Annotated in this window: 26 protein-coding genes; all 26 read right to left on the reverse strand. The window is 44.9% G+C overall.

Annotated features, from left to right (window positions below):
- Nucleotides 1-16 precede the first annotated feature (16 nt).
- Nucleotides 17-1,483: a ribonuclease G gene (gene rng / locus D1814_RS06275; protein ID WP_118490587.1), complete on the reverse strand. Its 1,467-nt coding sequence runs from the start codon at nucleotides 1,481-1,483 to the stop codon at nucleotides 17-19.
- Entirely contained in the window at nucleotides 1,480-2,085 is a 606-nt protein-coding gene (locus D1814_RS06280; protein WP_118490589.1) for a Maf family protein, read from the reverse strand. The genes rng and D1814_RS06280 overlap by 4 nt, the downstream gene beginning before the upstream one ends.
- A gap of 36 nt (nucleotides 2,086-2,121) precedes the next feature.
- Complete coding sequence (mreD, locus tag D1814_RS06285) at nucleotides 2,122-2,598, reverse strand: rod shape-determining protein MreD (RefSeq protein WP_118490591.1); 477 nt, start codon at nucleotides 2,596-2,598, stop codon at nucleotides 2,122-2,124.
- Nucleotides 2,591-3,493 (reverse strand): rod shape-determining protein MreC, encoded by a 903-nt coding sequence (gene mreC, locus D1814_RS06290; protein ID WP_118490593.1) that lies wholly within the window; start codon nucleotides 3,491-3,493, stop codon nucleotides 2,591-2,593. Before mreC ends, mreD begins: the two co-directional genes overlap by 8 nt.
- A 37-nt stretch (nucleotides 3,494-3,530) precedes the next feature.
- Nucleotides 3,531-4,574 carry a rod shape-determining protein gene (locus D1814_RS06295; protein WP_118490596.1) on the reverse strand — a complete coding sequence of 348 codons (1,044 nt, stop codon included), beginning with the start codon at nucleotides 4,572-4,574 and terminating at the stop codon, nucleotides 3,531-3,533.
- Between the two features lie 356 nt (nucleotides 4,575-4,930).
- Complete coding sequence (locus tag D1814_RS06300) at nucleotides 4,931-8,680, reverse strand: H-type lectin domain-containing protein (protein WP_118490598.1); 3,750 nt, start codon at nucleotides 8,678-8,680, stop codon at nucleotides 4,931-4,933.
- On the reverse strand, nucleotides 8,680-9,066 hold the full coding sequence (locus D1814_RS06305) for an agglutinin biogenesis protein MshP (RefSeq protein ID WP_232368989.1): 387 nt from the start codon (nucleotides 9,064-9,066) through the stop codon (nucleotides 8,680-8,682). The genes D1814_RS06300 and D1814_RS06305 overlap by 1 nt, the downstream gene beginning before the upstream one ends.
- A gap of 91 nt (nucleotides 9,067-9,157) precedes the next feature.
- Nucleotides 9,158-9,901 (reverse strand): type II secretion system protein, encoded by a 744-nt coding sequence (locus tag D1814_RS06310; protein WP_118490602.1) that lies wholly within the window; start codon nucleotides 9,899-9,901, stop codon nucleotides 9,158-9,160.
- Nucleotides 9,901-10,422, reverse strand: a complete 522-nt coding sequence (locus D1814_RS06315) for a prepilin-type N-terminal cleavage/methylation domain-containing protein (protein WP_118490604.1) — start codon at nucleotides 10,420-10,422, stop codon at nucleotides 9,901-9,903. The genes D1814_RS06310 and D1814_RS06315 overlap by 1 nt, the downstream gene beginning before the upstream one ends.
- Entirely contained in the window at nucleotides 10,412-10,921 is a 510-nt protein-coding gene (locus tag D1814_RS06320; protein ID WP_232368990.1) for a type II secretion system protein, read from the reverse strand. The genes D1814_RS06315 and D1814_RS06320 overlap by 11 nt, the downstream gene beginning before the upstream one ends.
- Nucleotides 10,875-11,390, reverse strand: coding sequence for a type II secretion system protein (locus tag D1814_RS06325; RefSeq protein WP_118490607.1), 516 nt, complete (start codon nucleotides 11,388-11,390; stop codon nucleotides 10,875-10,877). Before D1814_RS06325 ends, D1814_RS06320 begins: the two co-directional genes overlap by 47 nt.
- A 22-nt stretch (nucleotides 11,391-11,412) precedes the next feature.
- The gene (locus D1814_RS06330) at nucleotides 11,413-12,000 is read right to left on the reverse strand and encodes a prepilin-type N-terminal cleavage/methylation domain-containing protein (protein ID WP_118490609.1); all 588 of its coding nucleotides are present in this window, start codon (nucleotides 11,998-12,000) and stop codon (nucleotides 11,413-11,415) included.
- Between the two features lie 44 nt (nucleotides 12,001-12,044).
- Nucleotides 12,045-12,539, reverse strand: a complete 495-nt coding sequence (locus D1814_RS06335; protein ID WP_118490611.1) for a hypothetical protein — start codon at nucleotides 12,537-12,539, stop codon at nucleotides 12,045-12,047.
- Nucleotides 12,540-12,564: 25 nt separating this feature from the next.
- Entirely contained in the window at nucleotides 12,565-13,794 is a 1,230-nt protein-coding gene (locus D1814_RS06340) for a type II secretion system F family protein (RefSeq protein WP_118490613.1), read from the reverse strand.
- A complete protein-coding gene (locus tag D1814_RS06345) occupies nucleotides 13,794-15,506 on the reverse strand; it encodes a GspE/PulE family protein (RefSeq protein WP_118490615.1) in 1,713 nt (570 codons plus the stop codon). The genes D1814_RS06340 and D1814_RS06345 overlap by 1 nt, the downstream gene beginning before the upstream one ends.
- Nucleotides 15,506-16,840 carry a tetratricopeptide repeat protein gene (locus tag D1814_RS06350; protein WP_118490617.1) on the reverse strand — a complete coding sequence of 445 codons (1,335 nt, stop codon included), beginning with the start codon at nucleotides 16,838-16,840 and terminating at the stop codon, nucleotides 15,506-15,508. Before D1814_RS06350 ends, D1814_RS06345 begins: the two co-directional genes overlap by 1 nt.
- Nucleotides 16,837-17,739 carry an ExeA family protein gene (locus tag D1814_RS06355; RefSeq protein ID WP_118490619.1) on the reverse strand — a complete coding sequence of 301 codons (903 nt, stop codon included), beginning with the start codon at nucleotides 17,737-17,739 and terminating at the stop codon, nucleotides 16,837-16,839. The genes D1814_RS06350 and D1814_RS06355 overlap by 4 nt, the downstream gene beginning before the upstream one ends.
- A 2-nt stretch (nucleotides 17,740-17,741) precedes the next feature.
- Nucleotides 17,742-19,475 carry a pilus (MSHA type) biogenesis protein MshL gene (mshL, locus tag D1814_RS06360; RefSeq protein WP_118490621.1) on the reverse strand — a complete coding sequence of 578 codons (1,734 nt, stop codon included), beginning with the start codon at nucleotides 19,473-19,475 and terminating at the stop codon, nucleotides 17,742-17,744.
- On the reverse strand, nucleotides 19,459-19,776 hold the full coding sequence (locus D1814_RS06365) for an agglutinin biogenesis protein MshK (RefSeq protein ID WP_118490623.1): 318 nt from the start codon (nucleotides 19,774-19,776) through the stop codon (nucleotides 19,459-19,461). The genes mshL and D1814_RS06365 overlap by 17 nt, the downstream gene beginning before the upstream one ends.
- An 18-nt stretch (nucleotides 19,777-19,794) precedes the next feature.
- The gene (locus D1814_RS06370) at nucleotides 19,795-20,442 is read right to left on the reverse strand and encodes a type II secretion system protein M (protein ID WP_118490625.1); all 648 of its coding nucleotides are present in this window, start codon (nucleotides 20,440-20,442) and stop codon (nucleotides 19,795-19,797) included.
- On the reverse strand, nucleotides 20,417-21,043 hold the full coding sequence (locus tag D1814_RS06375) for a PilN domain-containing protein (RefSeq protein ID WP_118490627.1): 627 nt from the start codon (nucleotides 21,041-21,043) through the stop codon (nucleotides 20,417-20,419). Before D1814_RS06375 ends, D1814_RS06370 begins: the two co-directional genes overlap by 26 nt.
- On the reverse strand, nucleotides 21,040-21,954 hold the full coding sequence (locus D1814_RS06380) for an agglutinin biogenesis protein MshI (RefSeq protein WP_118490629.1): 915 nt from the start codon (nucleotides 21,952-21,954) through the stop codon (nucleotides 21,040-21,042). The genes D1814_RS06375 and D1814_RS06380 overlap by 4 nt, the downstream gene beginning before the upstream one ends.
- A gap of 166 nt (nucleotides 21,955-22,120) precedes the next feature.
- Nucleotides 22,121-22,624: a hypothetical protein gene (locus tag D1814_RS06385; RefSeq protein ID WP_118490631.1), complete on the reverse strand. Its 504-nt coding sequence runs from the start codon at nucleotides 22,622-22,624 to the stop codon at nucleotides 22,121-22,123.
- 231 nt (nucleotides 22,625-22,855) lie between these two features.
- Entirely contained in the window at nucleotides 22,856-23,437 is a 582-nt protein-coding gene (locus tag D1814_RS06390; protein WP_118490633.1) for a phosphoglycerate mutase family protein, read from the reverse strand.
- Nucleotides 23,438-23,587: 150 nt separating this feature from the next.
- Entirely contained in the window at nucleotides 23,588-25,135 is a 1,548-nt protein-coding gene (gene glpD / locus D1814_RS06395) for a glycerol-3-phosphate dehydrogenase (RefSeq protein ID WP_118490635.1), read from the reverse strand.
- 354 nt (nucleotides 25,136-25,489) lie between these two features.
- Nucleotides 25,490-26,248 carry a DeoR/GlpR family transcriptional regulator gene (locus D1814_RS06400; RefSeq protein WP_118490637.1) on the reverse strand — a complete coding sequence of 253 codons (759 nt, stop codon included), beginning with the start codon at nucleotides 26,246-26,248 and terminating at the stop codon, nucleotides 25,490-25,492.
- Nucleotides 26,249-26,307: the final 59 nt, after the last annotated feature.

Consider the following 26,307-nt stretch of genomic DNA (forward strand, 5'->3'; position numbering starts at 1 on the left):
CGTATACGTTAATGCATTACATCATGACGACGTCGTACTTATCCTGATTGTACAGTGTTTCGGTTTGAACCTTGATCTGTTTAGACACAAATACTTCAAGTTCCGCCAGCATATGAGACTCTTCACCCATTAAGGCTTCTGCCACTTTTGGTGATGCATAAACCACAAACTTGTCTGCGTCGTAGGCGCGATTCACCCGTACAATTTCACGCATAATTTCAAAGCAAATGGTTTCAATTGTTTTTACTGTGCCACGGCCTTTGCACACCGGACATTCACCACACAGTATATGCTCAATGCTTTCACGGGTGCGCTTACGGGTCATTTCAATAAGCCCTAGCGCAGTGAAACCGTGAATATTTATTTTAGCTCTGTCCTTGTTCGTCGCCACTTCTAATGAGTGTAAGACACGTCGTTTGTGGTCTGGTTCAATCATATCGATGAAGTCGATGAGGATCATACCGCCTAAATTACGCAATCTCAGTTGGCGAGCAATCGCCTGCGTCGCCTCAATATTAGTGTTAAAAATCGTTTCTTCTAAGTTTCGGTGGCCAACAAAAGCGCCCGTATTGATATCGATAGTGGTCATGGCTTCGGTCTGGTCGATAATCAAATAGCCGCCTGATTTTAAGTCTACACGACGCTCTAGCGCTCGTTGCGCTTCGTTTTCCACATCATACAAATCAAAAATGGGTCTATCACCCGGGTAGTACTCGAGTTTGCCGTTCATTTCAGGCACGTACTCCTTGGTGAACTGGTGTAGTTCGTTGAATGACAGTTTCGAGTCGATACGAATTCTGTCTAACTCTGTACCTACAAAGTCTCGTAACACCCGTCGCGCAAGCGGTAAGTCTTCGTAAAGCACGTTCGACTTGCGCTTTTTCATTCGAGACTGAATTTTATCCCACAGTCTTCGCAAAAACGCGGCGTCTGACTGCAATTCATTTTTACCCACGCCTTCTGCAGCGGTACGAAGAATAAAGCCGCCGTTCTCATCACAAAACTCTTGTACAAGAGATTTTAAACGCTCTCTCTCTGACTCTTCTTCAATGCGTTGCGATACACCAACGTGGGTTACCGAAGGCATAAATACAAGATAACGACTTGGGATAGTGATATCTGTGGTAAGGCGCGCTCCTTTGGTACCGATGGGATCTTTTACCACTTGAACCACGATATCTTGACCGTCACGCACCAGCTCGCGTATGTCTTGCTTTTGAATATGACTGGCCGAGACTTCTTCAGCGATTTCATTATGGATAACGATATCAGAGGCATGTAAGAACGCCGCTTTTTCTAAGCCTATATCTACAAATGCCGCCTGCATGCCCGGCAATACACGACTTACTTTTCCACGATAAATATTGCCAACTAAACCCCGTTTAGTATGACGCTCAACGTGAATTTCTTGCAGTATTCCGTTTTCAATAAGCGCCACCCGTGACTCTGACGGGGTAACGTTAATAAGCAGTTCAGCACTCACGATACTACTCCAAATTCATTCAGTCCAAATGCATTAAGTAATTGGCGGGTTTCGTATAGCGGTAGGCCTATTACGGCACTTGCACTACCGTTGATAGAGACCACAAATTCACCACCAATACCCTGAATAGCGTAACTCCCTGCTTTATCAGCAGGTTCTCCTGTTTCCCAGTATGCGTCAATTTGCGCATCCGTCAATGCTGCAAAAGTTACAGACGTAGTAATGACTTGAGTCTGTTGCTGAGCGTTATCGAGTACACAGATAGCAGTAAGTACGTCATGAGTTTTACCAGAAAGCATGGTAAGGATGCGTTTTGAGTCGGCTTTATCTTCGGGCTTACCCACACTTTGCCCGTTGAAAGATATCAGGGTGTCGCTAGCTAAAATGAGTTTGTCCTTCGTCATTGCTTGCTGAGACACTAACTGCGCCTTTACTGCTAGGGCTTTTTCAGTAGCAAGCCTTGCTACAAGCTCCAGCGGTGGTTCATTGTCACGGGGCGACTCATCAATATCGGCAGCTTGTATTGTATGGGCTATGTTCATTTGCTTGAGCAAAGCAGTGCGTCGTGGTGAGGCTGACGCTAACACTACCGATTTTGTCATTGGCTTACCTTTGGTTTAATCGTGAAGGTGTTTACATTAAGAAATTGATAGTTGTCTACGCGTGCGCCTAAGGAGCCAAAACACCCACGGCCAAAGCACCATAGACGTTAAAACTGGCCACAGGTAATCGACTTGGAAATAGATATCCGTTAAGAGGTGCTGAACCCAAAACGTCAATAAATGGTAAAGCGAAGCAAGTAGACCAATGATAATTGCCTGCTGCCACACGGAGTAATTTCTGAGCCTCTGGTAATTGGCAGCCAGCACATAAACACAAATACTCAAACCAAAGCTGTGAATGCCCAATGTTGTGCCGACGAGCACATCCATTGCAACGCCAGTTAGGAATGCTACCCCAACGTTCACTCTGTGGGGTAATGCCATACTCCAGTATGCCAGCACAACGAGCACCCAGTCGGGGCGGTACACATCGACTTGAGTGGGCAAAGGAACAATTTGCAGTACCAGCGCCACTAGCAGGCTTAACCAAATAACGAGGTTACGTTTACGCATCTGAAGACTCTTCCTCGTTGGTAGCAGGTTTATTTACCTTTTCATCCTTATCTGGCTCAGACTTTTGAGATGGGCCATCTTCATGCCATAAAAGCAAAAGATGGCGAAGTCTGTCTAAATTCGCCATCGGTGTAACAATAACCCGAGCAAAAGGGCGACTTTCATCTCTCACTACCTGTTTGACCGTTGCTACCGGGTAACCTTCTGGAAATACTTTACCCAAACCCGATGAAATAAGCGTATCCCCTTCTTGAATATCGACGCTGTGCGGTACATGCTCAAGATACAGCTCGTTCAAAGCCCCGCTGCCGGTGGCAATAAAGCGGATATCATTTCGAAGAGAGCGCACGGGAATGGCATGCGTCACATCAGCAATCAGCAATACGCGACTGTTGGTTGACCCCACTTCCATGACTTGGCCCACAATGCCTTTTTCATCTAGGACCGGTTGCGATGGATATACCCCATCTATTGCCCCTTTATTAATGACAACCTGCTGACTATAGGGATTTTTATCTACCGCCATCAGTTCGGCAACCATCTTTTTTGAAGATAGACGCACAGGTGCTTGCAGCAATTCTCGAAGCTGTGCGTTTTCTTTTTCGATAACCTCGAACTGCTGAAGTTTTTCACTCATCAACAGCAGTTGATTGTTAAGCGTTTGGTTTTCTGCAAGTAACTGTTCTTTAGAGGTAAGGCGTTGTGCGCTTTCGCTAAGCATCAATCCGGGAAGATTAGCAATGTATTGAAGTGGGCTCATTAAGGAATTGAGGTACACCCGCGTAGACTTGAAGCCATCCATTTTATGATCAACAAATATCAGTGTTACTGACAGCACAAGCGCCAGCGTAAGCCTGATATTTAGAGAAGGGCCGCGAGTAAAAATAGTATCCATGATACAAATAAGGCAACCTTACGGTTGCCTTTCCTGTTTATTCGTAGCTAAACAGGTCGCCACCGTGAAGGTCAATCATATCGAAAGCCTTACCACCGCCGCGTGCTACACAGGTTAACGGGTCATCAGCGATAACCACTGGGATCCCCGTTTCTTCCATAAGTAGCCTATCTAGGTCTTTAAGAAGTGCTCCACCGCCGGTAAGTACCATGCCGCGCTCAGAAATATCAGACGCAAGCTCTGGCGGAGACTGCTCTAGCGCCACCATTACAGCAGAAACAATACCCGTCAGCGGCTCTTGAAGCGCTTCAAGAATTTCATTTGAGTTTAGCGTGAATCCGCGAGGTACACCTTCTGCAAGGTTGCGACCACGAACTTCAATTTCACGAACCTCTTCGCCTGGATATGCCGCGCCAATTTCGTGTTTAATACGCTCAGCAGTAGCTTCACCAATAAGAGAACCGAAATTACGACGAATATAGTTGATGATAGCTTCATCGAACTTATCACCACCAATACGAACAGAAGATGAGTAGACCACGCCGTTTAGTGAGATGATAGCAACCTCAGTAGTACCACCACCGATATCTACTACCATAGAACCTTGCGCTTCTGATACAGGCAGACCTGCACCGATCGCCGCAGCCATTGGCTCATCAATTAGATAAACTTCTCGCGCTCCGGCTCCAAGTGCAGACTCTTTAATCGCTCGGCGTTCTACTTGTGTTGAACCACAAGGTACACATACCAATACGCGTGGACTAGGACGCAAGAAATTGTTGTCATGCACCTGCTTTATAAAGTGCTGAAGCATTTTTTCAGTTACGTAGAAGTCGGCAATAACACCGTCTTTCATCGGGCGGATAGCACGTATATTGCCTGGCGTACGACCAAGCATTCGCTTAGCTTCTGCACCTACTGCAGCAACGCTTTTCGGTCCTGCTGCGCGCTCTTGACGAATAGCTACTACTGAAGGCTCGTTTAGAACAATACCTTGGTCTTTTACATAAATCAGCGTGTTAGCTGTTCCGAGGTCGATGGACAGATCATTAGAGAACATGCCTCGAAGCTTTTTAAACATGAAGTGTGTATTCCTGTTCCTATGTTAACGCGTATTTGCAAAGGTGAGATGGCGACGCTTTAACGTGAAGTCGATATTTATTCGCACACTTTAACAATGGGGGCAATTTTGGGCAAGTGATGCTGTCACTTAGAGCCAAAATAACTACTTTATTAACAAGCAAATTCTGCGTCTGCCCCATAAAGGCATAGCACTTACGCGTTAATCGATTGATTCCTACTTTAGACCCACTAATGACCCCATGAAAAATGGAAGGTTCAAAAAACAATCCATGGATTGTACAAGTCTTTTTTATATAGGTGGGGCGATGCCCTTCTTTGAACGCAATATCACAACCAAATAACACACCTTTCTGGTTAATTGTTAATTTGCTCACGCTTGTAAATGATATTGTCGTTCCCTCTATAAACACCGTAGGTTAGCGTGGCGCTAGGCGGATTATCAGCTTCGCCATCCCCATCCCAATCCCACAGTAACCAAGCGTCAGGGGTATAAGTCACAGAATAATTACCCGCCCCATTTGGCGATGATAAACGCATGCCTTCACCGGTGGTATACGCCCCTTCATTAAGGGTTCCGTCTTCAGAGGAAACTAGCTCACCGGAAGCGTCATTGATATTTGCGTGGGCAAAATCTGTGCAGCTATCATACGTATTTATGCGCCACGTTTGACCATCCCAGTATTGGGTGCGAAGGGGAAGCAACAAGGCTTCATCAGCTCCGCCGTAATTGTTTATTAGCGTGGCTCGGCCATAGGCGAACATTAAATCGTTATCAATAATGGCAACACAATCGCTATCACAAGAAATGTTATTTACCGTGGCACCATCAATAAGTGACGACGCAAACGTTAGCACTAGCGACGTATCCTCAAAAGGTCCGTCTGTATCTGTTGCAGAACTCCCCAAACGCGTAAATATCACGTCGTTATCGATAACACTCAATACACCTGTAGCCCCGCTTTGCGGCCACATGCCGGTATCGTCATTAATAAGCCTGTCTAGCCTTGTTAGCGGCGTGTCGTAGGCAATCTCTAGCCCCATAGCGTTTAACTTATCAAAACCTGCAAAGTAGTTCTGAGTAACCGAGCCCAAATGATTTGTTGCAGCAAGGGTATAGGTAACGCTCTGAAGCGGTTGGTCAAAGTAAGTAAAGTTTCCATTTGCACTACAAGCTGGGGTCACTTCGCCAGACAAAGTAAAGTTTGAGGGCGCAAAACGACCTACGTTCGATGCTAAGCCTGTTACTGTAGTACTAGCGAGGTAGTTACTTGTGGCGGCAATACTTATTATCCCGACTTCACTGTAATTTAACGCTATATTTAATTCACTTTCATCATCAAAGAGTACACCGCTTTCAGCTCCAGCTAGCGTACCTGTGGCTCCACCTGCTGGTAGTGAAGTGGTAGGCGAAAGCGAAACGCTTCCAGAGAAATGCTCTGCCGTGCGGTTGTTTTGCAGTTGCCCATAATTATCGGGAATACCATCATCATTGGCGTCTTCACCATCAACCCACTGCACACTTTTTATCCCTAGAATAAAATCTTCACCCGTTAATTTAAGTAGTGAATCGTTGGCGTTGTTCGCATAGCCATTTGGGTTTGTCGCACTACCTGAATCGTCTAATATATCAAGAGCAAAACCAAACGGCCTAACTATGAAAGTATTGGATGATCCAGAAATAGGACTACGATCAGCAATTTCAGCACTTAGGGATAGTTCGCCAGCATCAGGATACTGAATAGAAAAAATAGCCTGCGAATTATCGTCAAACTGTAGCGAGAATGTCTCTGAACTCGTTCCTAGTTCATATTCATTGCCATTATTTTCAAATACCAGTTTATTTGAACAGGTAGACGCGCTTCCACAGTTGTAATTCAATTCAACATCTACAAGCTTGTTTCTAAGTAAGTCTGTATCTCCACAAGCCTCAATAGCATATTGCTTCTCGTTGAAGCCCACATCCGAAGGCTTACCTGACAATTGAGTGAGCAAGGTATCATTATTGTCTGTAAGGTTTTTAAAGGTAAGGCCATCAGCTTCAAAATTTACCTTGCAGCTATTGAGGTTTACCTCTGCGCCACCGATAAAGCATCGAAGCTGTGACGAAGGCGATTCGCCTGAAGTAGCGAGCGTGGGGTCATTTCCGTTTAGGCTATCTATGGTAAGTGATGTTTGCCCAATGAAGGTAACACTGTCGCTTGGCGCCCATGTATAATTGTTGGAGCTTGGTAATAGGCCTACTGTTGCGCTTTGAGAATACAACAAGTCACAATTAACGTCCGCACACGCTTTTAATGTCACTTCTTTCGCGGCACAACTACTGCCCCTATTGTCGGCTAATTCAAATCGATAGTGATTCAATACCTCGATAACTTCTCGCCCGCAAATGCCCGGTATATTGCTTGGAACGGCCGTTTCTTGAACACTTAACGCTGCTTGCGAGTCTATACCACCACCTGCGGTAAAAGAGCCCACAATGGTTTCGCCTGATACATTTACAAACGTTATACTTCCTGTTGCAAGCACTACAGCCTGTGGATTTGAACCATCAATCACTACATCGCCGTTGACATAGATAGCAAGGTAAGCGCCGTCAGCGACATTTATGCTTGCATCTACCATCGAGAAAATCGTTGAAACCCCTAAAGGGTTATCCCCCGGATCATTGATATAAATTCGCGTTGGTGCAATAACATTATAAATGCCCAACCCCATGTTAACGGTAGTTCGACTGAAGTAATAATCCCCGGCTAAATCCCCCGGCGTAATTCCTGGGCCACTGTCATCAATAGTAATGGAAGGTATAGCACGCGCTTGAGATTCACTTAGCGCATCCGTATTTGAAGGAAAGCATGCAACGGCATTTTCACCACACTTAGGAAAAGTCTCGGCAGTATCTGAATCACTAGTAATACCTAGGGTAGTTAAAACCCCACCGTTATCATCAAAGACTCGGCTATCAGCGCCTAGATAAATTTCAGAGCCTCCGAAGGTAGCCAAAGCGCCGGGGAAAGCAACCTCACAGCTAGGGAATTCGCCACTAAAAACAAACTCCGAAGTCATCGCAATGATACTGGCATCTTCTGGGTCGTGATTTCGTTCACTATCAAGACTTCTGTCCTCGTCAACGCGAAGACCTAAACGGTTACTATTTACACCACAGCTTCTCAACCATCCCCCATCGCCACCGTTGCGACTAATTTTACTGGCAGCAACAAGAGGCGTTTGGGCATAATTATTTCTATAAAAATTGTACGTACACCTGTCACTCCACCCCACTATTTGGTCATCGGCAAAGAATGCTTCCCAATCAACTTGCACCCCGTTGTCGTCAAAGAAAGCGCGGCCATCGCCTTCTGTAGTTGCCATATATGCCAGTGTCTCTGTGCGTGTAACGGGTTCATAGAGCGTTTCTGATGCCTCCAGTGCAACAAAATAAGCTTGGCTGAGCTGAGGAGTAGGCGGTTGGGCATTGCTGCCAATAGCGTCGTACTTCGCAGCCACCGTCAAATAAGGAAGAAGATAAGTGTCAGGGGGGGCCTCCCCTCGTACATCAACTTGGTTATTGACAGTTTGAAGCGAATGGAAAAATACCGGCTTTTCGCCAAAATCTGTTTGCAGTGGCACTTGTGCGTATCGCGCGTCTTCTTCGCCAACCTTCAATGGCCCATTGGGCTCGTACCAAGGAGAATTTACCGATGCCTGTATAGTATCAGCACCCACCTCCATTTTGCCCACTTCAACGATATCGCCGTCAGGAAATTCATGAACGCCGTAGGCAATAGCTAAGTAATGACCTCCCATAGTGATATGAGGGCCATCTTCACCAGAGGGCTCAAGCGGCAGTGCTTCAAAACCAGTTCTGGTAACGTTGCGGATTTTAACAATAGCAGGGTTCCCCCCCTGATTGGTCGATAGCATAAATACCGCTGGCGGCTCGTCGTACACCTGCGAAAAGCTTATGGTTGTCCACTCAGCTTTATTGTAGGTATTTTGGAGTTCGATGAACCTGCCTTCGATTTGAGGGACGGCTAGCACGGGCAAAGCTAATACAGATAGCATCCCAATAAATAGGGCTCGAAAAAGAGATATACGGTGTGTCATTATTCTTCCTGCCTTACTTCAACAAGAACGCGTTTTGAGGTTTCAAGTTGCCCTGCGCTGCACTGCGCTTCTGCCCCTAATGCATATACTCTAATTTCACCAGCGGCTACCTCTGGCTCTTCAACCTCGGGCTCCAGCTCACAAGATAGTGTAATTGTACAATTTTGCACGTTAGCTGCGCTGATAGTTACTGGCTGAGTAATAGCACTACACCCGGGGTTATTTCCGTTAATCAGTCTCGATATCGCAACTTCCATTCCGCTCTGCGCGGCTAAATAAGCGCGAGCGCCATAATATTCAATAGATTGCTGACGGATGTTTGATGAAATTTGATTAGACAATGCAATACCAAGCCCTAAAAGAACAATGCTTATAATAATAGCCACGATAGTCGTAGAACCTTTTTGCCGGACTGGCGAATGACATAGACCGACAGGCCGTCGGTGTTTGCTATGGTAAAAGTTTGGTCGCGTATTTTTATGGCACATTTGGGAAGTGAACCTCGTGTACAACCGATATCAGCTCATCATCACTGCTTTCTAAGGTCATTTGCAGCTCTATAAGACCATTTTGTCGTAGCCCCGCGGTTACTACGTTCGCGCTCCACGAAGCCACATTAGTACCTATAACGCCGGAGTGAGCACCTTGGTTTCTTATTAAACGCTCTCCTTGCGCGGTAGATGTTCTGCATATTGTCACTTGTTCTTCAGGAACGAAGAAGCGTTTGCCTGGAGAGGATTGTGTGTTCGCGGCGCTAAGCGTAAGATCATATTGATTATCGCTAGTCGGCTCAGAAGCCGCATCCGCAATAGCATCTATGGTTCGCCCGTTATCATTCACGCTCTGCGGGTTTGTGGGGTAAATGACGAGGGTGTCACCCTCACTCAACTGACTATTGAAGACAACCACGTGCATGGGGTTGTTAAACGCATCACCTACGTAGGTGCCACTTTCTTTAATCGGGTAATAAGACAGACACCCTAAACTCGCATCAAACGACACTGAATTTGGCACCACATTGCGTAGCTCCTTTTCCAGTCGCAAGATAATAAAGCGCGCGTCTGAAACAAGACGAGTACGCTCTGCACCGGTTATATAGATTTGTGCACTTAAAGAAATGACCTGCGCCACAGATACACTAATTACGCCTAAAATGGTGATAACTAAAATAAGCTCTATAAGCGTAAAACCTCGCTGGCGCTGTGCTTTTCGTGGAGTCACTAATAGCTCCCTCGATAAGCGCTGAAGTTGTAGACTTGGCCGTCTGGTGCGGTAACAGCTATATCAATACGCTTGTACGTTTGACCGTCTGTTGGCGTACTGTCATCTAAGTCACTGTCGTAATCTACCGTTACTGCAAAACTAAAATTGTTATAGTTTCCTCCCACATTACTAACCACATAGCCGTTGTAATCATCAACATCGTCATAGTCGTCTTCACTCGCTTCATCAGGTCCGAGTGTTGTTGAGCAATTTCCTTTGGCATTACAGGTTTCGAAAGGCGGGCTTCTGTCGCTGTTTTCATCATAGGAGCGGCTTAGAATGTCGTTCATTAACGACTGACCTAACTTCGCAGCTTTTACTTGACGAAATGGCTCAGCCGTTTGTTCAGCCTGGGGCACAATAAGCGACAGCACTATTGTTAGACTGATAGTAAATACAACAATACCAATTACTAGCTCTAATAAAGTAAAGCCTTCACTGCGTTTTCTAGGCGTAGGAAACATTCCGCTAGCACGCATAAATAGCTCCTTCACTTTGCAAGCACAGGGTAAAGGTACTTATCTGAATTTTGCAGTTAGTTGAGCAGGCAATATTGCTTGGTCGGCCGAATCCGTCAAACTGAATTTGAGAAAAGCTATCGCCGTTTTCATCTGCAGTTTGAAAAGTGAAATCAGTATTAGAAGCATTGATAACTTGGTCGTCATCAAAAGCAGTGGAAAGAGCATTTGCGCAATCGTGTCCTGCAGGGGGAGCAATAACTGTACTCGTTATTTTCACGCAGCTGCTGTCTTGTACGTTTTGCATAGCGCGAAGCTGCATATTGCGCACTAGCTGAAGGGTTCTGTCACGAAGCGCGATGGCTTCTTCGGTGTCGCTACCAAGAAAGCGGGGTGCGGCGGTTACCGCCAGCACCCCAATAACCAATATGGTTATAATAAGTTCTACTAGTGTAAAACCGTTTTTCTTCACATTACTGGACGCAAGAAACAACATTGATGGTTGGACGAACACCTTCACCAGATGAATTCGTGTAAGTAATCGTACATGGTGCGTTAGCTGCAGTAGGAGCAGTCGTGCTGTAACCTGTGTAACCTTTGTAATAAATTAGTAATTCAGCAGGGTCAGAACCAGCGACAGTAGTAGTCAAATAGTCACCAGCGTTATCAATATCTGCATCTAAAAGGTTGGTCAAGTTGGTTGCCGTTCCACCATCTGGGTAACCATAAACCGTATTAATAGTCGTGCCGTTCCCTACATTAACCGAACCTGTTGCTGCACTCGCCTCGCCATTAATTAAGGCCTTACCGTAAACAACAGATGCTGCTGACTCTATTGATCCAGCAATACCTTGCAATACAGAATCACGCGCATCGTCTTGAAGGTTCAAAAACTTAGGTGCTGCGGTTACCGCTAGAATACCCAGCAATACAATAACAATGATTAACTCGATTAGGGTGAAACCCTGTTGTGTTGATACTTTTTGCATAATCAAACTTCCTGAGTATTAATTAAAAAACAGTAACCTGGCCAGTGGCTGGGTTGTAAGTGAAACCGTCAAACGAGGTACCGTCAGGCGTGCCGTCTGCTGGTGCTGAATTATTAGGTAAGCCCATAGACTCGACTAAGTAGTAAACACAAAGCGTATTTGCGCCAGAGTCATCTGAACGTACCGCGTATCTGAAGTCAGCAACAACCGTATCGTTCGTTGATGTCGTGTTGGTAGGCGCCGACTGTAAGATTAGGTCAAATGTGTTTTTGCATTCGGTGTTGTTAACCGTAGAAATAAGCGTATTACCAGTAGAGCTGCCGGTAGGGTAGCCAATGGTGCCGTCAACGCCCACAGGCGTTTGGTCATAAGTGACTACTGTGCCATTGCCGTTTCCATTGTTGCCACTGGGGCGACCTTCCACTTCCCACTGTGCGCGCACAAGACCAACAGCGGCGGCGAAGCCACCTGCTACACCTTCTACACTGGCTTCTCGTGCTTCATCAGTAACGTCGATAAAACGCGGTAGCGCCGTAGCCGCAAGCAAGCCCAAAATAATTACAACAATGATGAGCTCTATTAGCGTAAAGCCTTGTTGTCTCGTGTTCATAGCATCTCCTAGATTACAAATAAGCGCATAACTCCGACGCCTAGTTAACTTTTTCTTTCTCTTACTACGCCGCTACCGGCGTTGTATTCAAACCAAACTTTGTCTTGGATAAAGAATGCGCATTGCAAATATCCGTTTACGTATTTATCGCTTACCGATATTTTAGACGACACATCAAACTCTCTTAATGTGGCCAATGTGAACATGTATTCACACGCATTTCCTCGATTCGGTTCCAGCCCCTCAGGCCAACCCTTTGTATTTACAAATAACTCTGCAGCCACTTCTTTTTGATGCTTTATGCCGCCACTGGCATCAAAATCAGTTTCGTAAATCAAAACCGTGGATTGCTTCGTCTTTATCCATTGGGCCCTGGCTAACATAACAACCCGCTGAAACTGAGCCACTGCATTTTCTTTGTTTACTTGTTCAGCTTCTTCTATCACTGGTGCTGCGTGATACACGTACGATGTAGCCAAAACAGCGAGCACCAACCCGATCACGATAAAGTTAAATAACCCTGCTCTAGTGCTAGCCACGTTTTACCCCATTGAAGTAAACCTATTACCCGCCTTTCACCGCCGACATCATGTTCCACATTGGTGTAAAGATGCCAAGCGCCAGTATCAACACCATGACCGCCACAAAACCGATCAAAATAGGTTCTATCTTGGCGGTTAAGCTCTTAAGGTCGAAATCGACTTCACGTTCGTAATAGTCTGCACTTTCTTCTAAAAGCGGCTCTAATCGACCCGTTTCCTCACCCACAGCTATCATCTGTAGTACAAGTGTAGAAAACAGTTCGCTATTTTTCGAAACTCTCAGCAAACTTTCGCCTTTTTCTATGCCTTGGCGCATCTCTTTAATGCGCATTTGCATATGAGCGTTATCTACAGCATCCGCTGTTAGTGACAGGCCCGCCGTCAACGGCACACCTGCACGTAAAATCATAGAAAAGCTACGGCTATATCTTGATAATAATGATCGCTCAATAATGCTGCCTACGACAGGCAACTTTAGTTTAAATTTGTCCCATTTAAGTCGTCCATTAGTCGAATTAACGTATTGTTTAGCAGAGAAAATTATTCCAACTAATACGATTAAAATTAACCACCAGTAGTTTACAAAGAAGTTTGAAGTTCCTATTAAAACGCGAGTCATTATGGGTAGCTCGGTGTCGAACCGCTCGAACATTTGTGTGAAAACGGGCACAACGAAAAGATTTAATATAAACATGGCAATAGCGAGTGCTATCAAAACAAAAGTGGGGTATCGCAACGCCGATTTGATGCGCTTTCGCGTTTCCTGTTCCCGTTCAAAATAAAGCGCTAATTGCAGGAAAACATCGTCCAGCTTACCGGTATTTTCACCTACTACGACAACAGAAATGGTTAACCGCGTGAAGACTTTTTCATACTTCGACATAGCCGAAGATAAGCTTCTGCCTTGCTCAAGCTGATCGGCAATGTCCTTTAAAATCTCTTGGAAACGCTTATGCGAGGCGTTTTCACTTAACCCTTTAATTGCCCGAATAATTGGAATACCCGCTTTTAAAAGCGAGTACATTTGTCGAGAAAAGATGATCATCTCATCCAATCCCACTTTAGGTTCGAATAGATGACCTATGTCTAAACCACTGCTCGCTTTCGCTGCCTTTTTAGTTTCTTCTATTGAAATAGGAACAATGTTTTTAGACAACAAGGCTTGCGCCGCTGCTTGGGCAGACGCAGCCTCAATAATGCCTTTTTGAGGGCCACCTTGAGCCGTTTTACCCGCATAACTAAACTGAGGCATTAGTGGTTCACTACCTCAGGCACAAATTCGGCCACCTTAAAAACTTCATCTAACGAGGTTTTACCTTCTGCGGCATAATCAAGTGCCATATGTGAAAGGGGCACAAAGTCTTTATTAGTCTTTGTGGCATCAACAAAACCTTGAGTATTATCATCTCGCAGGGCCTCCATCATGTTTTCGTTCATTTCTAAAAATTCGAAAACACCAATACGACCCTTGTAGCCTGTATGGTTACAGCTATTGCAGCCTCTACCTTTGTGGAAGGTCGCATTTGCTAATTCTGGTTTTAAGAAGCCAACCCAAGCTTGCTCTTGCGCACTGGGCGCCCGCTCCTCTTTACAGTTTTCACATAAACGGCGTACCAGACGCTGCGCCAATACCCCGCGTAGTGAAGTAGCTACTAGATAGGGCGCTGCCCCCATATCGATAAGACGTATAGCGCTAGTTACAGAGTCATTGGTGTGAAGCGTGCTCAATACCAAGTGGCCAGTTAACGCGCCTCTAAGCCCTATTTCTACGGTTTCTTGGTCGCGCATCTCCCCCACCATGATAATGTCAGGATCTTGTCGAAGGGTGGTACGCAAAATAGACGCAAAGTCGAGGCCAATTTTTGAGTTAACTTGTACTTGGTTTATACGAGGCAAGCGATATTCAATGGGGTCTTCGGCGGTAATAATTTTTAAATCGGGCTTATTGAGCTCGCTTAGTGCGCCATACAAGGTGGTGGTTTTACCCGAACCCGTTGGTCCAGTAACCAAGATCATGCCATGAGGTCGGTTTATGGCAGCGCGAAACTTTTCGGCCATTGCATCAGGCATACCCGTCTGATTTAACGTCAGAAGACCTGCGGATTGATCTAGCAATCGCATAACCACCGCTTCGCCATTGGCTACAGGCATGGTGGAAACACGTACATCAAGGGTGTGGCCTTTCACCTTTATATTAAAACGTCCATCTTGAGGAATACGCTTTTCTGATATGTCGAGACCAGACATTAGCTTTAACCTAAGCACCAATGCCGAGGCAATTTTTACCTGGTTTAGCGTATTTTCTTGCAATACACCGTCTACACGCTGTCTGATTCGCAGGATATTTTCATCCGGCTCGATATGAATATCAGAGGCGCGCACCTGAACCGCATCTTCAAAAATAGAGTGTAGTAGCTTTACTACTGTGGCATCGGAAGTGGTATCGTCTAAGGCAGAGAGTTCAAAGTCGGCTTCATCGGCGTACTCTTCACCTAACTTTTCAGCGAATGACGCAATATCCTGAGTACGACGATAAACCGAGTCAAACGCTTCCAGCATCTGATTCTCTTGTACTATTGCTAGTTCAATATTACGGGGCGCAATAAGCGGTCCTAACTGGTCGAGGCCCCCTAAGTCAGTGGGATCGCTCATACCTAGCAGCACTTCATCGTCGTCAGCTTCTAGTACTAGCGCGCGATAACGTCTTGCATAAGTTTCAGGGATAAGTTGTGCTTGTTCTGGATCGATTCGACGCTGGGTAATATCTAAAAAAGGAATATTGAGCTGCTGAGCGAGAAAGCGAAGAAGTTGAGGCTCGCTGATAAACCCTAGGTCAATAAGCGTATCCCCAAGTTTGCGCCCAGATGAACGCTGCGCCGATAGCGCATCATCAAGCTGTTCGCTGGTGATAATATTTTCGTGAACTAATAAATCGCCGAGGCGCATCTTTAATCGAGGACGCATTAAGGCTGCTCCTGTAAATCAGTTAGGCGGGCACTAGCATATTGCGATGATGTAGAAGAGAGGTCACCAATCGCAAGGGCTTTGGAATATGAAGATATGGCTAAACGCTTGTCAGACAGTGCATCGTAATTAACGCCCAGTGCCAGCCACCATTTTGCATTATTCGGTTGTAGCGAGGTCATGGCGCTAAACGCCGAGATAGCTTGTTCTGGTTTATTAACTGTTTGAGCAGACGTCCCTTTTAATATCAGGTAATCGATACGTTTTTCAGCCAGTGCTTTAGCATCTAAGCTGTCTGGCATAAGGTTCAGTACTTCTTCAAAACGGCTTTCTTGAACCAAAATTTTGGCCATGAGTTCGCGCCACACTAACGACTCTGGCGACATCACAACGCCTTCTGAAAGTACCTGTAACGCCTGTAGGTTGTTGTTTTGACCAAAATAAAGCGCGGCCAATTGTTTGCGGGCCTCGATGTTTTGCGGGTAAGTAGACAGTGCAAGGGTAAAGCTTTTTTGCGCTTCGTCGAAAATACCAAAGTTGTAAGCTTTGAGCCCTGCCTCTAAATGAATAGCGCTTTGCTGCGCTGGTGATTTCGGCGTAACGTCGATTGTGGGCTGACGTGAAATAATGCTTTCTGGTCTGGACGTGCTTAATTCACCGATTGTTTTAACGTTTGTCTTGTTGGCCGTTTGTATATTGGCGTTTTCTTGGGTTAAGCCTGAGGCTTTCACTACTGCCGAGCCCGTTTCTTCTGTCTCTACTGATATGTTTGCGGCAGATATGGTTTCGTCTTCAACTTCGGTTGCCTTTTTATCTGACTTTTTATTTGACTGGGTATTCGAGTTTAGGCTTGAAGAACTAGCAACTTGCGTACGCTGCCTATATTCTGCCTCGTCGTCGGCTACCGTCTCATCAATACTATTAAATACAATCTCGGCCACATCTGACGGCGTATTTTGATTTGCTAAATCTTGCTCGGATAACGGCGTAGACTTCATGCCTTCTAACCGATGTTCGGCACTATCGACATCTTGCTTGGAAGTACTTTCACTGTCCGTTTCAATGCGCTCATTTTGAATTGGGCTTGCTGCTGTATCCGGTATATCGACTTTTGCAACAGTATCAGTGCTACCTGTATTACTAGCACTATTACTATCCACAGGCCCAGTCATAATGCTCAACACTAACCATATAACTAGACCTAGTACAATGAGCAAAATAAGCGCTTTTGGCCAAATCGAGCGATTTGCGACGTGAACCGTAGGTGGCAAACCAAAATCTTCACTCTGGTTTCGCTCATCTAGCGATTTTAAAGTGTCATTTAAAATGCTCATAAGCCCGGTGCCCCGTAAAGGTGAAGCGCACTAGCTACAGCAACGGCAGCAATCGATAAAATAACAATGCTTTGTCTAGGAACAAGCCTTCGCTTACAGTCATCAGTATCAAACACAGCATTTATCGTATGTTGCCAATTCGCAGCGCTTTTACCCTGCCCGTAAGCACGAAGAAGAATTTTGTGGCAAACAATATTGACCAACCGTGGTGTTCCACGGGTGACTAACGCAATAAAAGCGCGTAAACCTTTAGTAATTAATTGTTCGCTGCCTCCGGCCGTTGTTAGCCTGTGCCCTATGTAATAGTCCACTTCTGCCGACGTCATTGTACGCAGCGTGTACGAAAAGCTTATGCGCTGACGGATTTGTCTAACCTTGGGGTTTGACAGGTTAGCGTCAAGCTCTGGCTGACCAAATAAAACGATTTGAAGCAGCTTACTTTTCTCAGTTTCTAAGTTGCTAAATAAGCGCAGCATCTCAAGTGCATCCCAGCTTAACGATTGCGCTTCATCAATAATCAGTACCGCTTGCCGCCCCTCTTGCTTAAGTGCTAAAAGCCTTGACTCTATGGCACTGTGTAACCCCTGAGAAGCTTCGTTTTTACCTGTATCAATACCTAACTCATTGGCGAAAGCTATACGCAACTCATCAGGACTTAGGTATGGATTCGGCAAGTAGCAGGCTACGAATTTGTCCGACAGGTGGTTTATCAGTTTGCGGCACAACAGGGTTTTACCTGTACCTACTTCACCAGTCACTTTGATAAAACCTTCAGACATACTTAACGCAGACAAAATGACTTTTAACGCTTCATTGTGCGGCGCCAGCGCACAAAAGAAATCTGTATTCGGCGTAAGCGAAAACGGCATTTCTGTGAAGTGATAAAAGCCTTGGTACATAATTAGTTTCTATACCATTGATCAAGCAGTGACTGGGTACGAAGGCGCTGTTTTTCCCACGTATCCGGCTGCACCACAGAAGGGCGAATAAGAATGACCAGTTCGCGCTTGCTCTGAGTTTTTGCTATGTTTTTAAAGGCGTTACCGATAATAGGTATATCCCCTAACAGCGGCGTCTTAGATTCCTGCTCGCTGGTAACGGTTTCCATCAAACCGCCGATCACTACAATTTCGCCGTCACGGGCGCGGATCACAGTATCTGATTCACGAATGTTACTTTGTGCAAGCGGTAACAAGATTTGTTGGTCGCCAACTTGGATAACCTTTGTCTGTTCCGCCGTTTCTGTTACCGAAGGGTGAACATGCAGTATCACAGAACCACTTCTGTCTATTTGTGGTGTTACATCTAGCGCAATACCAGAAAAGAAGGGGGTAAGTTCGATATCGTTTTCGCTTTCAGTACTGGTTGTGCTCTCATCTTCACTTGTAGACACATCAGTAACAAAGTACTCATCTTGCCCTACTTTAATAACGGCTTTCTGGTTGTTAGTTACCGTTACTCGAGGGTTACTTAGCATTTGCACATCGCCCTGGGTTTGAAGCATATTGATAACGCCATCAAAGTCACCGCGGGAAATACGTAACGTCGATACCCCACCGATATCGGTAGAGATAGTATTGCCGATAGCATTAACTGCGTTGATAGCTGGGTCAATTCCCGCAGCAGTGTTTGCCGCAAAATTAGAAGCAAGTGCCCCACCACTAAACCCAAAATTGAGGCTGCCAGTTAAACCGCTGGCAATCCGATCCCATCGAACGCCCTGTTGATAGCCATCATCAAGAGTTACCTCGATAATGCGAGCTTCTAATACCACCTGACGCTGCAGGCTTTCTTGGCTTTGTTTTAAGAAATCCTTGATCACGGCAATCTCACTAGGAAGCGCACGAACAGTGACTAAACCAGCTTGCGGTGAAACCACAACTTGGCGACCTTCTGTGGGCGAGACCAGCACTTTTAATGCCTCTTTCAAGTCGCTCCAAAAATCGTTTTCGCTGGTGGTTTGAATATTTGAACCATTGAGTTGCTGTATATTGTTGTTACCTCCTACTCCACTCTGACCGCCCAGAGCGTTACCGCTGATATTGTTGTTTCCGTTAATACCGCCGTTGTTTCCACCGTTATTCTGATCCTGCTCGCTGACGCCTCCGGCAATCACGCTCACGTTCGAAACACCAAAGCGCTTGATCATTAGGAAGTTAACCGGGATAGATTCTGTCTTTAGTTGCGACGGCATCACCTGAATGACCTTACCTTCTAAAAATACATCCAGCGGATACATTCTTGAAATAATAGTAAGTACATCATCAAGGGCCACGTCTTTAAGCGTTAAACTGATTTGACCAGACACTGCTGGATGCACAGCCACGCTATATGGCGTATCTTCCACCAGCGCATCGAAGAACGGGCGAACATCCACATTATTGGCGGACACTGCAAACATCTTCTGAGTGGTAGGAGCGGGTAGCGACTGATAGCGAGCCACTTCTGACAGCAATTCTTGGTTTAACTGCGGTGGAGGCGCTGGTTTGGTAACAGGTGCATTTTGGGAGCGGTTGAGTTCATCGCGAATATGCGGTTTCACTTCCTCGCCAACACCATAGGTTTGACAACCCGCTATAACAAACGCCGCAGCTAGGACCAGTGCGTTAGAAATAAGGCTATTTTTTAATTTCATATGCATACATTCTTAGTATTTTCTGCTGACGACCGTCAGTTATAATCACGTGTTTACGGTTTATTTTGGACACCGTGAACTCATTGAGCGTGTCACCCTCTCGATAAGATTTCCCTGAGATAATCGCGCTGTAACCGGAACTGCGTTTAAAAATTGACTGCAGTGCCAGCTCGCCATCTAAAAGGTTGCTTTCGCTTGCACTCGCCCCCTTGAACTGGGCAGGTTTGGTTGGGTCTACGGAAGCTATTGCAGGCTTGAGAACACTGCCTACCACTAACAAACTAAATATGAAGCATTTCATTGTCTTCACCTAGACTCCCTAAAGCGAAATGAAGGTAGCGTTATTGCTTACTGTCGCTAACCCCAACGTCAGTGATGCGTTGGGATATTCGACGACGTTATAAGCGAAGTCAGTCACAATGACTTTTTCAGGTGCCGATTGAAGACGCGCGAGGTAACTACGCAAGTCGAAGTAACTTCCCTCAATAACTAAACGCATATTGTGACGATAGAATGATGTGCTTTGCGTTTCACCTTCGCCAAAACGAATGGCTTGAGTGGCTTCCACGTTAAAATTAACCAAGCTCACGTTGTTTTCTTCATTTAACAGCGTCATTAGCAACTCAGGCATTCTGTCGGCAGCCACGAAGCCTTCGTTCAACGAAAGCAGTGCTTCGTCGACGTTAAGCAATTCTTTTCTCGCGTTATCAAGTTCCTGTTGCATACGTTGCGTGTAATCGACTGTCAGTGCTTGCACAATGGCATCTCGCTGAATGACTAGCGCCTTGTACTCACTTTCTTTTCGAGTAGCGGTTTTGTCAGCAGCAGACATATCATCAAGTGCTGGTGATACGCCGAACCAAAAAAACAGATAAATAATAAGACCTAAGCTCACCCACAAAATAAGCTGCTTTTCTCTGTTCTCAAGCGCAGAAAACTTATCAGAGAGCTGTTGGTACTGGCTCATCAGCATCTCCTTCAAAGTCAGTTGATATCAAAAATTGCTTCACGTTTTCATCACCGTCTACTTCGTCAAACTTCACTGATGAAAATGACTTACCTTGAAAGAAAGGTGACTGCTGTAACTTCTTTAACCAAAGAGGGATAGACGACGGAGCCACCGTCTGCCCTAACAAACGAATTTTCTGAGTATCTATGTTTATGCTGGTAAGCCAAAGGTTTTGGTTGTGATAGTCGGCTAAATCATCCATTACTTCGCCATACTTGGTGGCGTCAAAAGACAGCTCTCCACTTTCTAGATAGGCAAGCAACTGCTTTCTGTTTTCAATCTTGGCATTTATTTGCTCAAGCTGCTGTTGAAGCGCTTTGGTATCGCGCTTTTTCTCTAGCGCGTCATTCAGCGTTTTAATTTCGTTATTGATTTGGCGGGTTGAAGCAGATTGCTGTTCTATTTTTTCTTGTTTAGCGTTTAGCATCACATTTAAAGCCACAACGGCAATGAGCATTACTCCAAACGCTAGGCCATTAACCCAAAGCACCTTTGATAAGGGTAAGCGCTCTTTTTTAGGCTTAAGCGAGGGGTGATAAAGGTTAATCGTACGTTTCACTGTGCTTCCCTCGCTGCAACAAGTGCACTGGCCAAGGCAAAGTGGCAAGCGGGCTCAACAACATCAGCTAATTCGAGATGCGGAACGAACTTTTTCATAGCCGCAGGCTGAAATGGCTTTAAGCGTTCGATAACAGGCTCACAATCAAATTGAGTTCTGAATAAGATTTCTTTTAGCGGAGGCTGTTTCAATTGCGACTCGTAAAAATCCATTGAACGCTGGATTTCTAACCCAAGCATATCGCTTAACTGGGCCAGATCTTCTTGCGCGGCGGATTTTTTAACAAAGCCCCTTAACCGTCTCGATAGCCAAATAGCACGAGAACGTACGATCATCAAAAATGGTTCGCTATTGGGCTCTTGAATGATGAGTAATCGCGCGTAATCATCATCAGGCACCATTTCTGTAGCCAATGCTTCTTTGGCATGGATATGGGTGAGCTTAACCTCTTTCTTTTTCGATAGACTTTGAACCAGTGAAGAAAGCGAAGACTTATCGGCAACAAACACATCTATTTTCTTACCGCCGGTTCGTGTTTGAACTGGATAATCGATATAGTCCAAAACCATATTGCTAGAATCAAAAGGAACCAGCTCGCCAAGAGTCCAAGGTAGTGCTGTCGTGATGTCCTCTTCCGGTACATCAGGCTTTTCCACTTGAACCATGTGATACATCTCTTGAGAAAGCACGACGGAGACTCGACACGCCTCTTTTTCAAAATCACGCGCCACGTTACTTAATTGCTGTTCAAGAGGTTGCCGATTATCAAAGGGAACAGACGCAACAGAACTGAGTACATAACCACTATCCCCAAAGTTGACAGCGACAATATGTAACTCAGCAGCACTCACAGACACACCTACAGTGAGCGTTGTATTGTTCTTTTGCGAAGAGAATAAGCTAGCAAGCATATGTCTACTTAATTCGTTAGTGTCGAGTATTATCTTATTATCAACAATACCTTAAGGTGCCAGTTTGTGACATGGCGCTAACTCAAAAGTAGACTAATTACCTAAATAAACCAAATACCTACATAGGGGATTATTTATATTAATATGGATGTATATGAATACCTGACTAGTCTTCTAGGGCAGTTACCGAACCGCTTGCTGGATAATAGTCGAAGTAGGTTCCTTTACTTAAACTGAAGCGACACCAGTAGTTATCCTCATTCATTTCAAGCTCGGCGTAGTATCTTGCATGCACTTTGAACCCGTCGACTCGTAATGGAGATGCCACTAATGATGACCAGATTTTTTCACATCCCTTATCTGACATTTCTGCCGTGGGCCACCCATTATGGTTCATACGAACTGGCGATCGGTTCATTTCGCTGCCTGAGTCATCATAGTGAATAAGCATTATCATAGTGGTAGGTTGGCGTACTCGCCATTGCCAATGTGAAGAAACCACATGCCGCTTGAACGTATCTAAACGCTCAGCAAAGGCCTTTGTAGTCGTATCTTCTTCGCCAATGTGAAAATAGTTAATCGCTATGCCTAACAAGAGCGCGAAAGCAACGGCAATAGAAGCTTTAATAACGTTTTTAATGGTGTCGGTATCTTTATTATTTTTATTCATCTGTGGCTCCTCAGCTTATAACTGAAGTATTAAACCCTGTTTAGCGTGGGGTTTGTCGCTATTTGCGCAATATGAAATTGCTATAGCTGTGAAAACCACATCGCTATGTTGTTAGTTTATCGGCATTTTGAAGGAAATATGAAGTTATACCATTAGTCCGCATAGATAATTAAACGAAACCTTAGGTCTAACTTATTTACAAGTATCGATAATTCGCAGGAAGACGCTTGGTTAAACGTTTTTTTGTAGAATAGTGATTCCCCAGAAATCACCGTCTTTTTGCTTTAGCTGCCACCCGCTTTTCATTAGCGCTTTTCGCGTATAGTAGTTCGTCATCCCATGCCCAAAAAGAACCACTCTAGGGTGTTTTTCGCTAAGTTTATTAATATGCAGGGAAAGTTTTTCAACCCGTTTTTTAGCAAATTTGAAACTTTCAAAGCGGCCTTTAGTTCCCATAAACCAAAGAGCACGGCTTAGCACAACCCAGTGCCAACTGCGCAAAGTGAAAGGTAGCTTGTAATAAGGTATATCCATTTCTCTTAATTCCGGTAGCTCTTCATCAATTGAAGTGGCCCCATATTGAGCTGCTGTTAACCTTGCTCTTAAAAGCGGGCTGACGGCGATGTAGCTACCGGTTATATCTATTTTTTGTTTTGGTTGGCTGGCTGGGTCTAGAGGAGATTTATTATAGTTACGAACCCAGCTTGCATATTCCGCAGCATTCACTTTCTCATTGTGGGCTGAAAGTGGCTTTCCGTGGCGAATGAAAATCACTTCTTTCACTGCGCTTTCTTTCATGACATCCGTGTTCATTTTCGATCCGGTGAATTCGAGATTGTGTTCTAACTAGCGTAAAAGATTCTACAAAACGGCACTAGATTAATAAGACCTAGAGTATACGGAAATACAGGGCGTCATTTTAAATGCAACGCCCTTTCAATTTGTCGTAACCACTTAATAAAGTTACGCACTCGCTAATACTGGGTCAATAGCGGGTTGCTCGCTATCAAGGGAGTGCGCTTTTTGTTCAATGTATTGGGATAGCGCGTCTTGTTGCGCTTTGCTTAAACGCAAACCATGCTTAGTTCTGCGCCAAATAACATCTTCCAAGGTATATGCCCATTCACACTCAATTAAATAGTCTACTTCTGCGCGATACATTCCTGCGCCAAAGTCTTCTCCCATCTCAGCAATTGACGATTTTCCTTTTAAAAATTTGTAGCTTAAAAGGCCATACTGACGCGCATAACGTTGGGCAATATCTTTGTTCAACCACGGAAACTCACCCGTTAACTTATCAACAAGCTCGTCTTGGCTTTCGAAGGCCCCCCCTGGTAAAGGCACATCTTTCGTCCATGCTTTCTTGGCCTTAGGGAAACATGTAGTCAGTTTGTCTACCGCATGCTCAGCTAATTTTCTGTAGGTCGTTATTTTCCCGCCAAAAATATTAAGCAGCACTGGCTTACCTGTCTCGCCTTTAAGCTCAACTTTGTAGTCTCGGGTTAACTCTTGAGCAGAAGCATTCTTTTCTTCCAGTAGAGGTCTTACGCCACTGTAAGAGTGAACAATATCGCTTAAAGTGATTTTTGACTTGAAGTAGGTGTTTACTACATCTATCAGGTATTCGGTTTCTTCGTCCGAGATAGCAGCATCTGATGGGTTGCCCTTGAAGTCTTCATCAGTAGTGCCTACCAGAGAAAAATCCCCTTCGTACGGAATAACAAAAACAATACGCCCGTCTTTGTTTTGCAGTATGTATGCTTCATCAGTATCGTAAAGTTTAGGCACAATGAAGTGGCTTCCTTTCACCATACGCATAGCATTTGGGTTGTTAACATTTACTAAACGATCTAAGAAGGATACCGCCCAAGGGCCTGCAGCATTGACAATAGACTTCGCTTTTACTGTAAACGTTTTCCCTTTTGCTGTTCTAAGCTCAACACTCCACAGGTTGTCTTGCTTTTCAGCTTTAACACATTCAGTGCGGGTGTAAATTTGTGCGCCTTGATCTTGTGCGGCTAGTGCGTTCAATACCACTAAGCGTGCATCATCTACCCATCCGTCAGAATATTCAAAACAGGTGGTAATATCGCTAACTAACGGGCTTTCACTTGTTGTCGACAGCTTACGTGAGCGAGGCAGCATGTTGCGTTTCGCCAGCGAATCGTAAAGGAACAAACCAATTCGAATCATCCACGCTGGGCGTAAATGCTTTTGATGCGGTAAGCGAAAGCGCAAGGGCCACATGATATGAGGGGCTTTTTGAAGCAATACTTCCCGTTCGGCTAACGCTTCTTTTACTAAACGGAACTCGTAATGTTCTAGATATCTAAGGCCGCCGTGAATGAGCTTGCTACTTGATGAAGATGTAGCGCCAGCAAGGTCACCTTTCTCACATAATGCTACTGAAAGCCCGCGTCCTGCAGCGTCAAGCGCTACGCCGACACCGTTAACGCCGCCGCCTACGACCAAAACGTCGACTGTTTTTTCAGATTCATTGCTGTGACTCATAGTTTGCCCCTGCTCGTATTCACATTTGCCTTATCTAATTATTGGCTATTTGACAATCAAAAAGAAAACATGTCAACACAAAACGAACATAATCGAACATTAAAGAAAGTTAAATGAACCCAATTATGTGTTAGTTTGCTGATATATAAAGCAAAGAAAGAACAAAAGGTTTAGCTAATATATAGGCACTGAGTCGCATGCTTGAAAATACAACTAGCCGAGTGAATCAACACAAAACCATGTGCAAGGAGTAATTAGCATTGCAGTAACGCGCAACGTTATCGAGTGTTAAAGCTAGTCCAGATTTATGACAGATCTGTGATTATGATGATAAATGAGTAAGACGACTTATAGTTATGCTTTTACAAAAGTAATGTTATTTTCTTTTATAATTTTACCTATACTTGGCGGTGGTGTTTTCTCGCAAACTAAACAGTCGACTTGGGATATATGGCCCTGTTCAACCATGGCGCGGCGTTCAAATTTACTGTAGTCGGCCGCAAGGATGACGTGTTGGGTATGTTCTAGAATAGCTTGTGAGACTTTCACTTCCCTGAAGTCAAAGTCTAATAACGCGCCGTCTGAGCTTATTCCACTAATACCGATAATGCCGTAGTCCATGCGAAACTGACTGATAAAATCACAGGTCGCTTCGCCAATAATACCACCGTCGCGGTAGCGTACTTCACCTGCGGCGATAATCACCGAGAAGTCTTCTTTGGCAGATAAGATAGTTGCCACATGGATGTTGTTTGTTACTACATGTAGATTTTTATGATTTAGCAGCTTAGTAGCGATAAGCTCAGTCGTAGTACCAATATTTATAAACAAAGACGCACCATCGGGGATCATGGCTGCAACCGCTTCAGCAATCTTTTCTTTTACTTCACTGTTCTGCGTTTTCCGTTCTTGATAGGGCGTATTCTCCCAGCTTCTGTTTAATCCAGCGCCACCGTGATAGCGACTAACTACACCGTTTTCAGCCAACTGATTTAAATCTCTTCGAATGGTCTGTGGCGTCACTTCACAAGCACTAACCAAATCATCAATAGACATAAAACCATGTTGCTTTATTAGCCCAACAATTTTTTCGTGTCTTTGCGTTTGGTTCATCACACATCCTCAAAAGTAAAATCGACAATAATTATACGTGCTTAACAACAAAGTTCACG

Origin of the sequence: Alteromonas sp. BL110 (assembly GCF_003443615.1) — a bacterium.
Taxonomy (GTDB): Bacteria; Pseudomonadota; Gammaproteobacteria; order Enterobacterales; family Alteromonadaceae; genus Alteromonas.

Excerpts from the sequence above, each read along its gene's own strand:
- D1814_RS06380 (WP_118490629.1), bottom strand. The coding sequence starts at position 21,954 with ATGCTTGCTAGCTTATTCTCTTCGCAAAAGAACAATACAACGCTCACT.
- D1814_RS06295 (WP_118490596.1), bottom strand. The coding sequence starts at position 4,574 with ATGTTTAAAAAGCTTCGAGGCATGTTCTCTAATGATCTGTCCATCGAC.
- D1814_RS06365 (WP_118490623.1), bottom strand. The coding sequence starts at position 19,776 with ATGAAATGCTTCATATTTAGTTTGTTAGTGGTAGGCAGTGTTCTCAAG.
- D1814_RS06400 (WP_118490637.1), bottom strand. The coding sequence starts at position 26,248 with ATGAACCAAACGCAAAGACACGAAAAAATTGTTGGGCTAATAAAGCAA.
- D1814_RS06385 (WP_118490631.1), bottom strand. The coding sequence starts at position 22,624 with ATGAATAAAAATAATAAAGATACCGACACCATTAAAAACGTTATTAAA.
- D1814_RS06280 (WP_118490589.1), bottom strand. The coding sequence starts at position 2,085 with ATGACAAAATCGGTAGTGTTAGCGTCAGCCTCACCACGACGCACTGCT.
- D1814_RS06330 (WP_118490609.1), bottom strand. The coding sequence starts at position 12,000 with ATGAACACGAGACAACAAGGCTTTACGCTAATAGAGCTCATCATTGTT.
- mreD (WP_118490591.1), bottom strand. The coding sequence starts at position 2,598 with ATGCGTAAACGTAACCTCGTTATTTGGTTAAGCCTGCTAGTGGCGCTG.
- glpD (WP_118490635.1), bottom strand. The coding sequence starts at position 25,135 with ATGAGTCACAGCAATGAATCTGAAAAAACAGTCGACGTTTTGGTCGTA.
- D1814_RS06370 (WP_118490625.1), bottom strand. The coding sequence starts at position 20,442 with ATGAGCCAGTACCAACAGCTCTCTGATAAGTTTTCTGCGCTTGAGAAC.
- D1814_RS06300 (WP_118490598.1), bottom strand. The coding sequence starts at position 8,680 with ATGACACACCGTATATCTCTTTTTCGAGCCCTATTTATTGGGATGCTA.
- D1814_RS06355 (WP_118490619.1), bottom strand. The coding sequence starts at position 17,739 with ATGTACCAAGGCTTTTATCACTTCACAGAAATGCCGTTTTCGCTTACG.
- D1814_RS06340 (WP_118490613.1), bottom strand. The coding sequence starts at position 13,794 with ATGCCTCAGTTTAGTTATGCGGGTAAAACGGCTCAAGGTGGCCCTCAA.
- D1814_RS06315 (WP_118490604.1), bottom strand. The coding sequence starts at position 10,422 with ATGCGTGCTAGCGGAATGTTTCCTACGCCTAGAAAACGCAGTGAAGGC.
- D1814_RS06350 (WP_118490617.1), bottom strand. The coding sequence starts at position 16,840 with ATGAGCATTTTAAATGACACTTTAAAATCGCTAGATGAGCGAAACCAG.
- mreC (WP_118490593.1), bottom strand. The coding sequence starts at position 3,493 with ATGGATACTATTTTTACTCGCGGCCCTTCTCTAAATATCAGGCTTACG.
- D1814_RS06345 (WP_118490615.1), bottom strand. The coding sequence starts at position 15,506 with ATGCGTCCTCGATTAAAGATGCGCCTCGGCGATTTATTAGTTCACGAA.
- D1814_RS06390 (WP_118490633.1), bottom strand. The coding sequence starts at position 23,437 with ATGAACACGGATGTCATGAAAGAAAGCGCAGTGAAAGAAGTGATTTTC.
- D1814_RS06325 (WP_118490607.1), bottom strand. The coding sequence starts at position 11,390 with ATGCAAAAAGTATCAACACAACAGGGTTTCACCCTAATCGAGTTAATC.
- mshL (WP_118490621.1), bottom strand. The coding sequence starts at position 19,475 with ATGAAATTAAAAAATAGCCTTATTTCTAACGCACTGGTCCTAGCTGCG.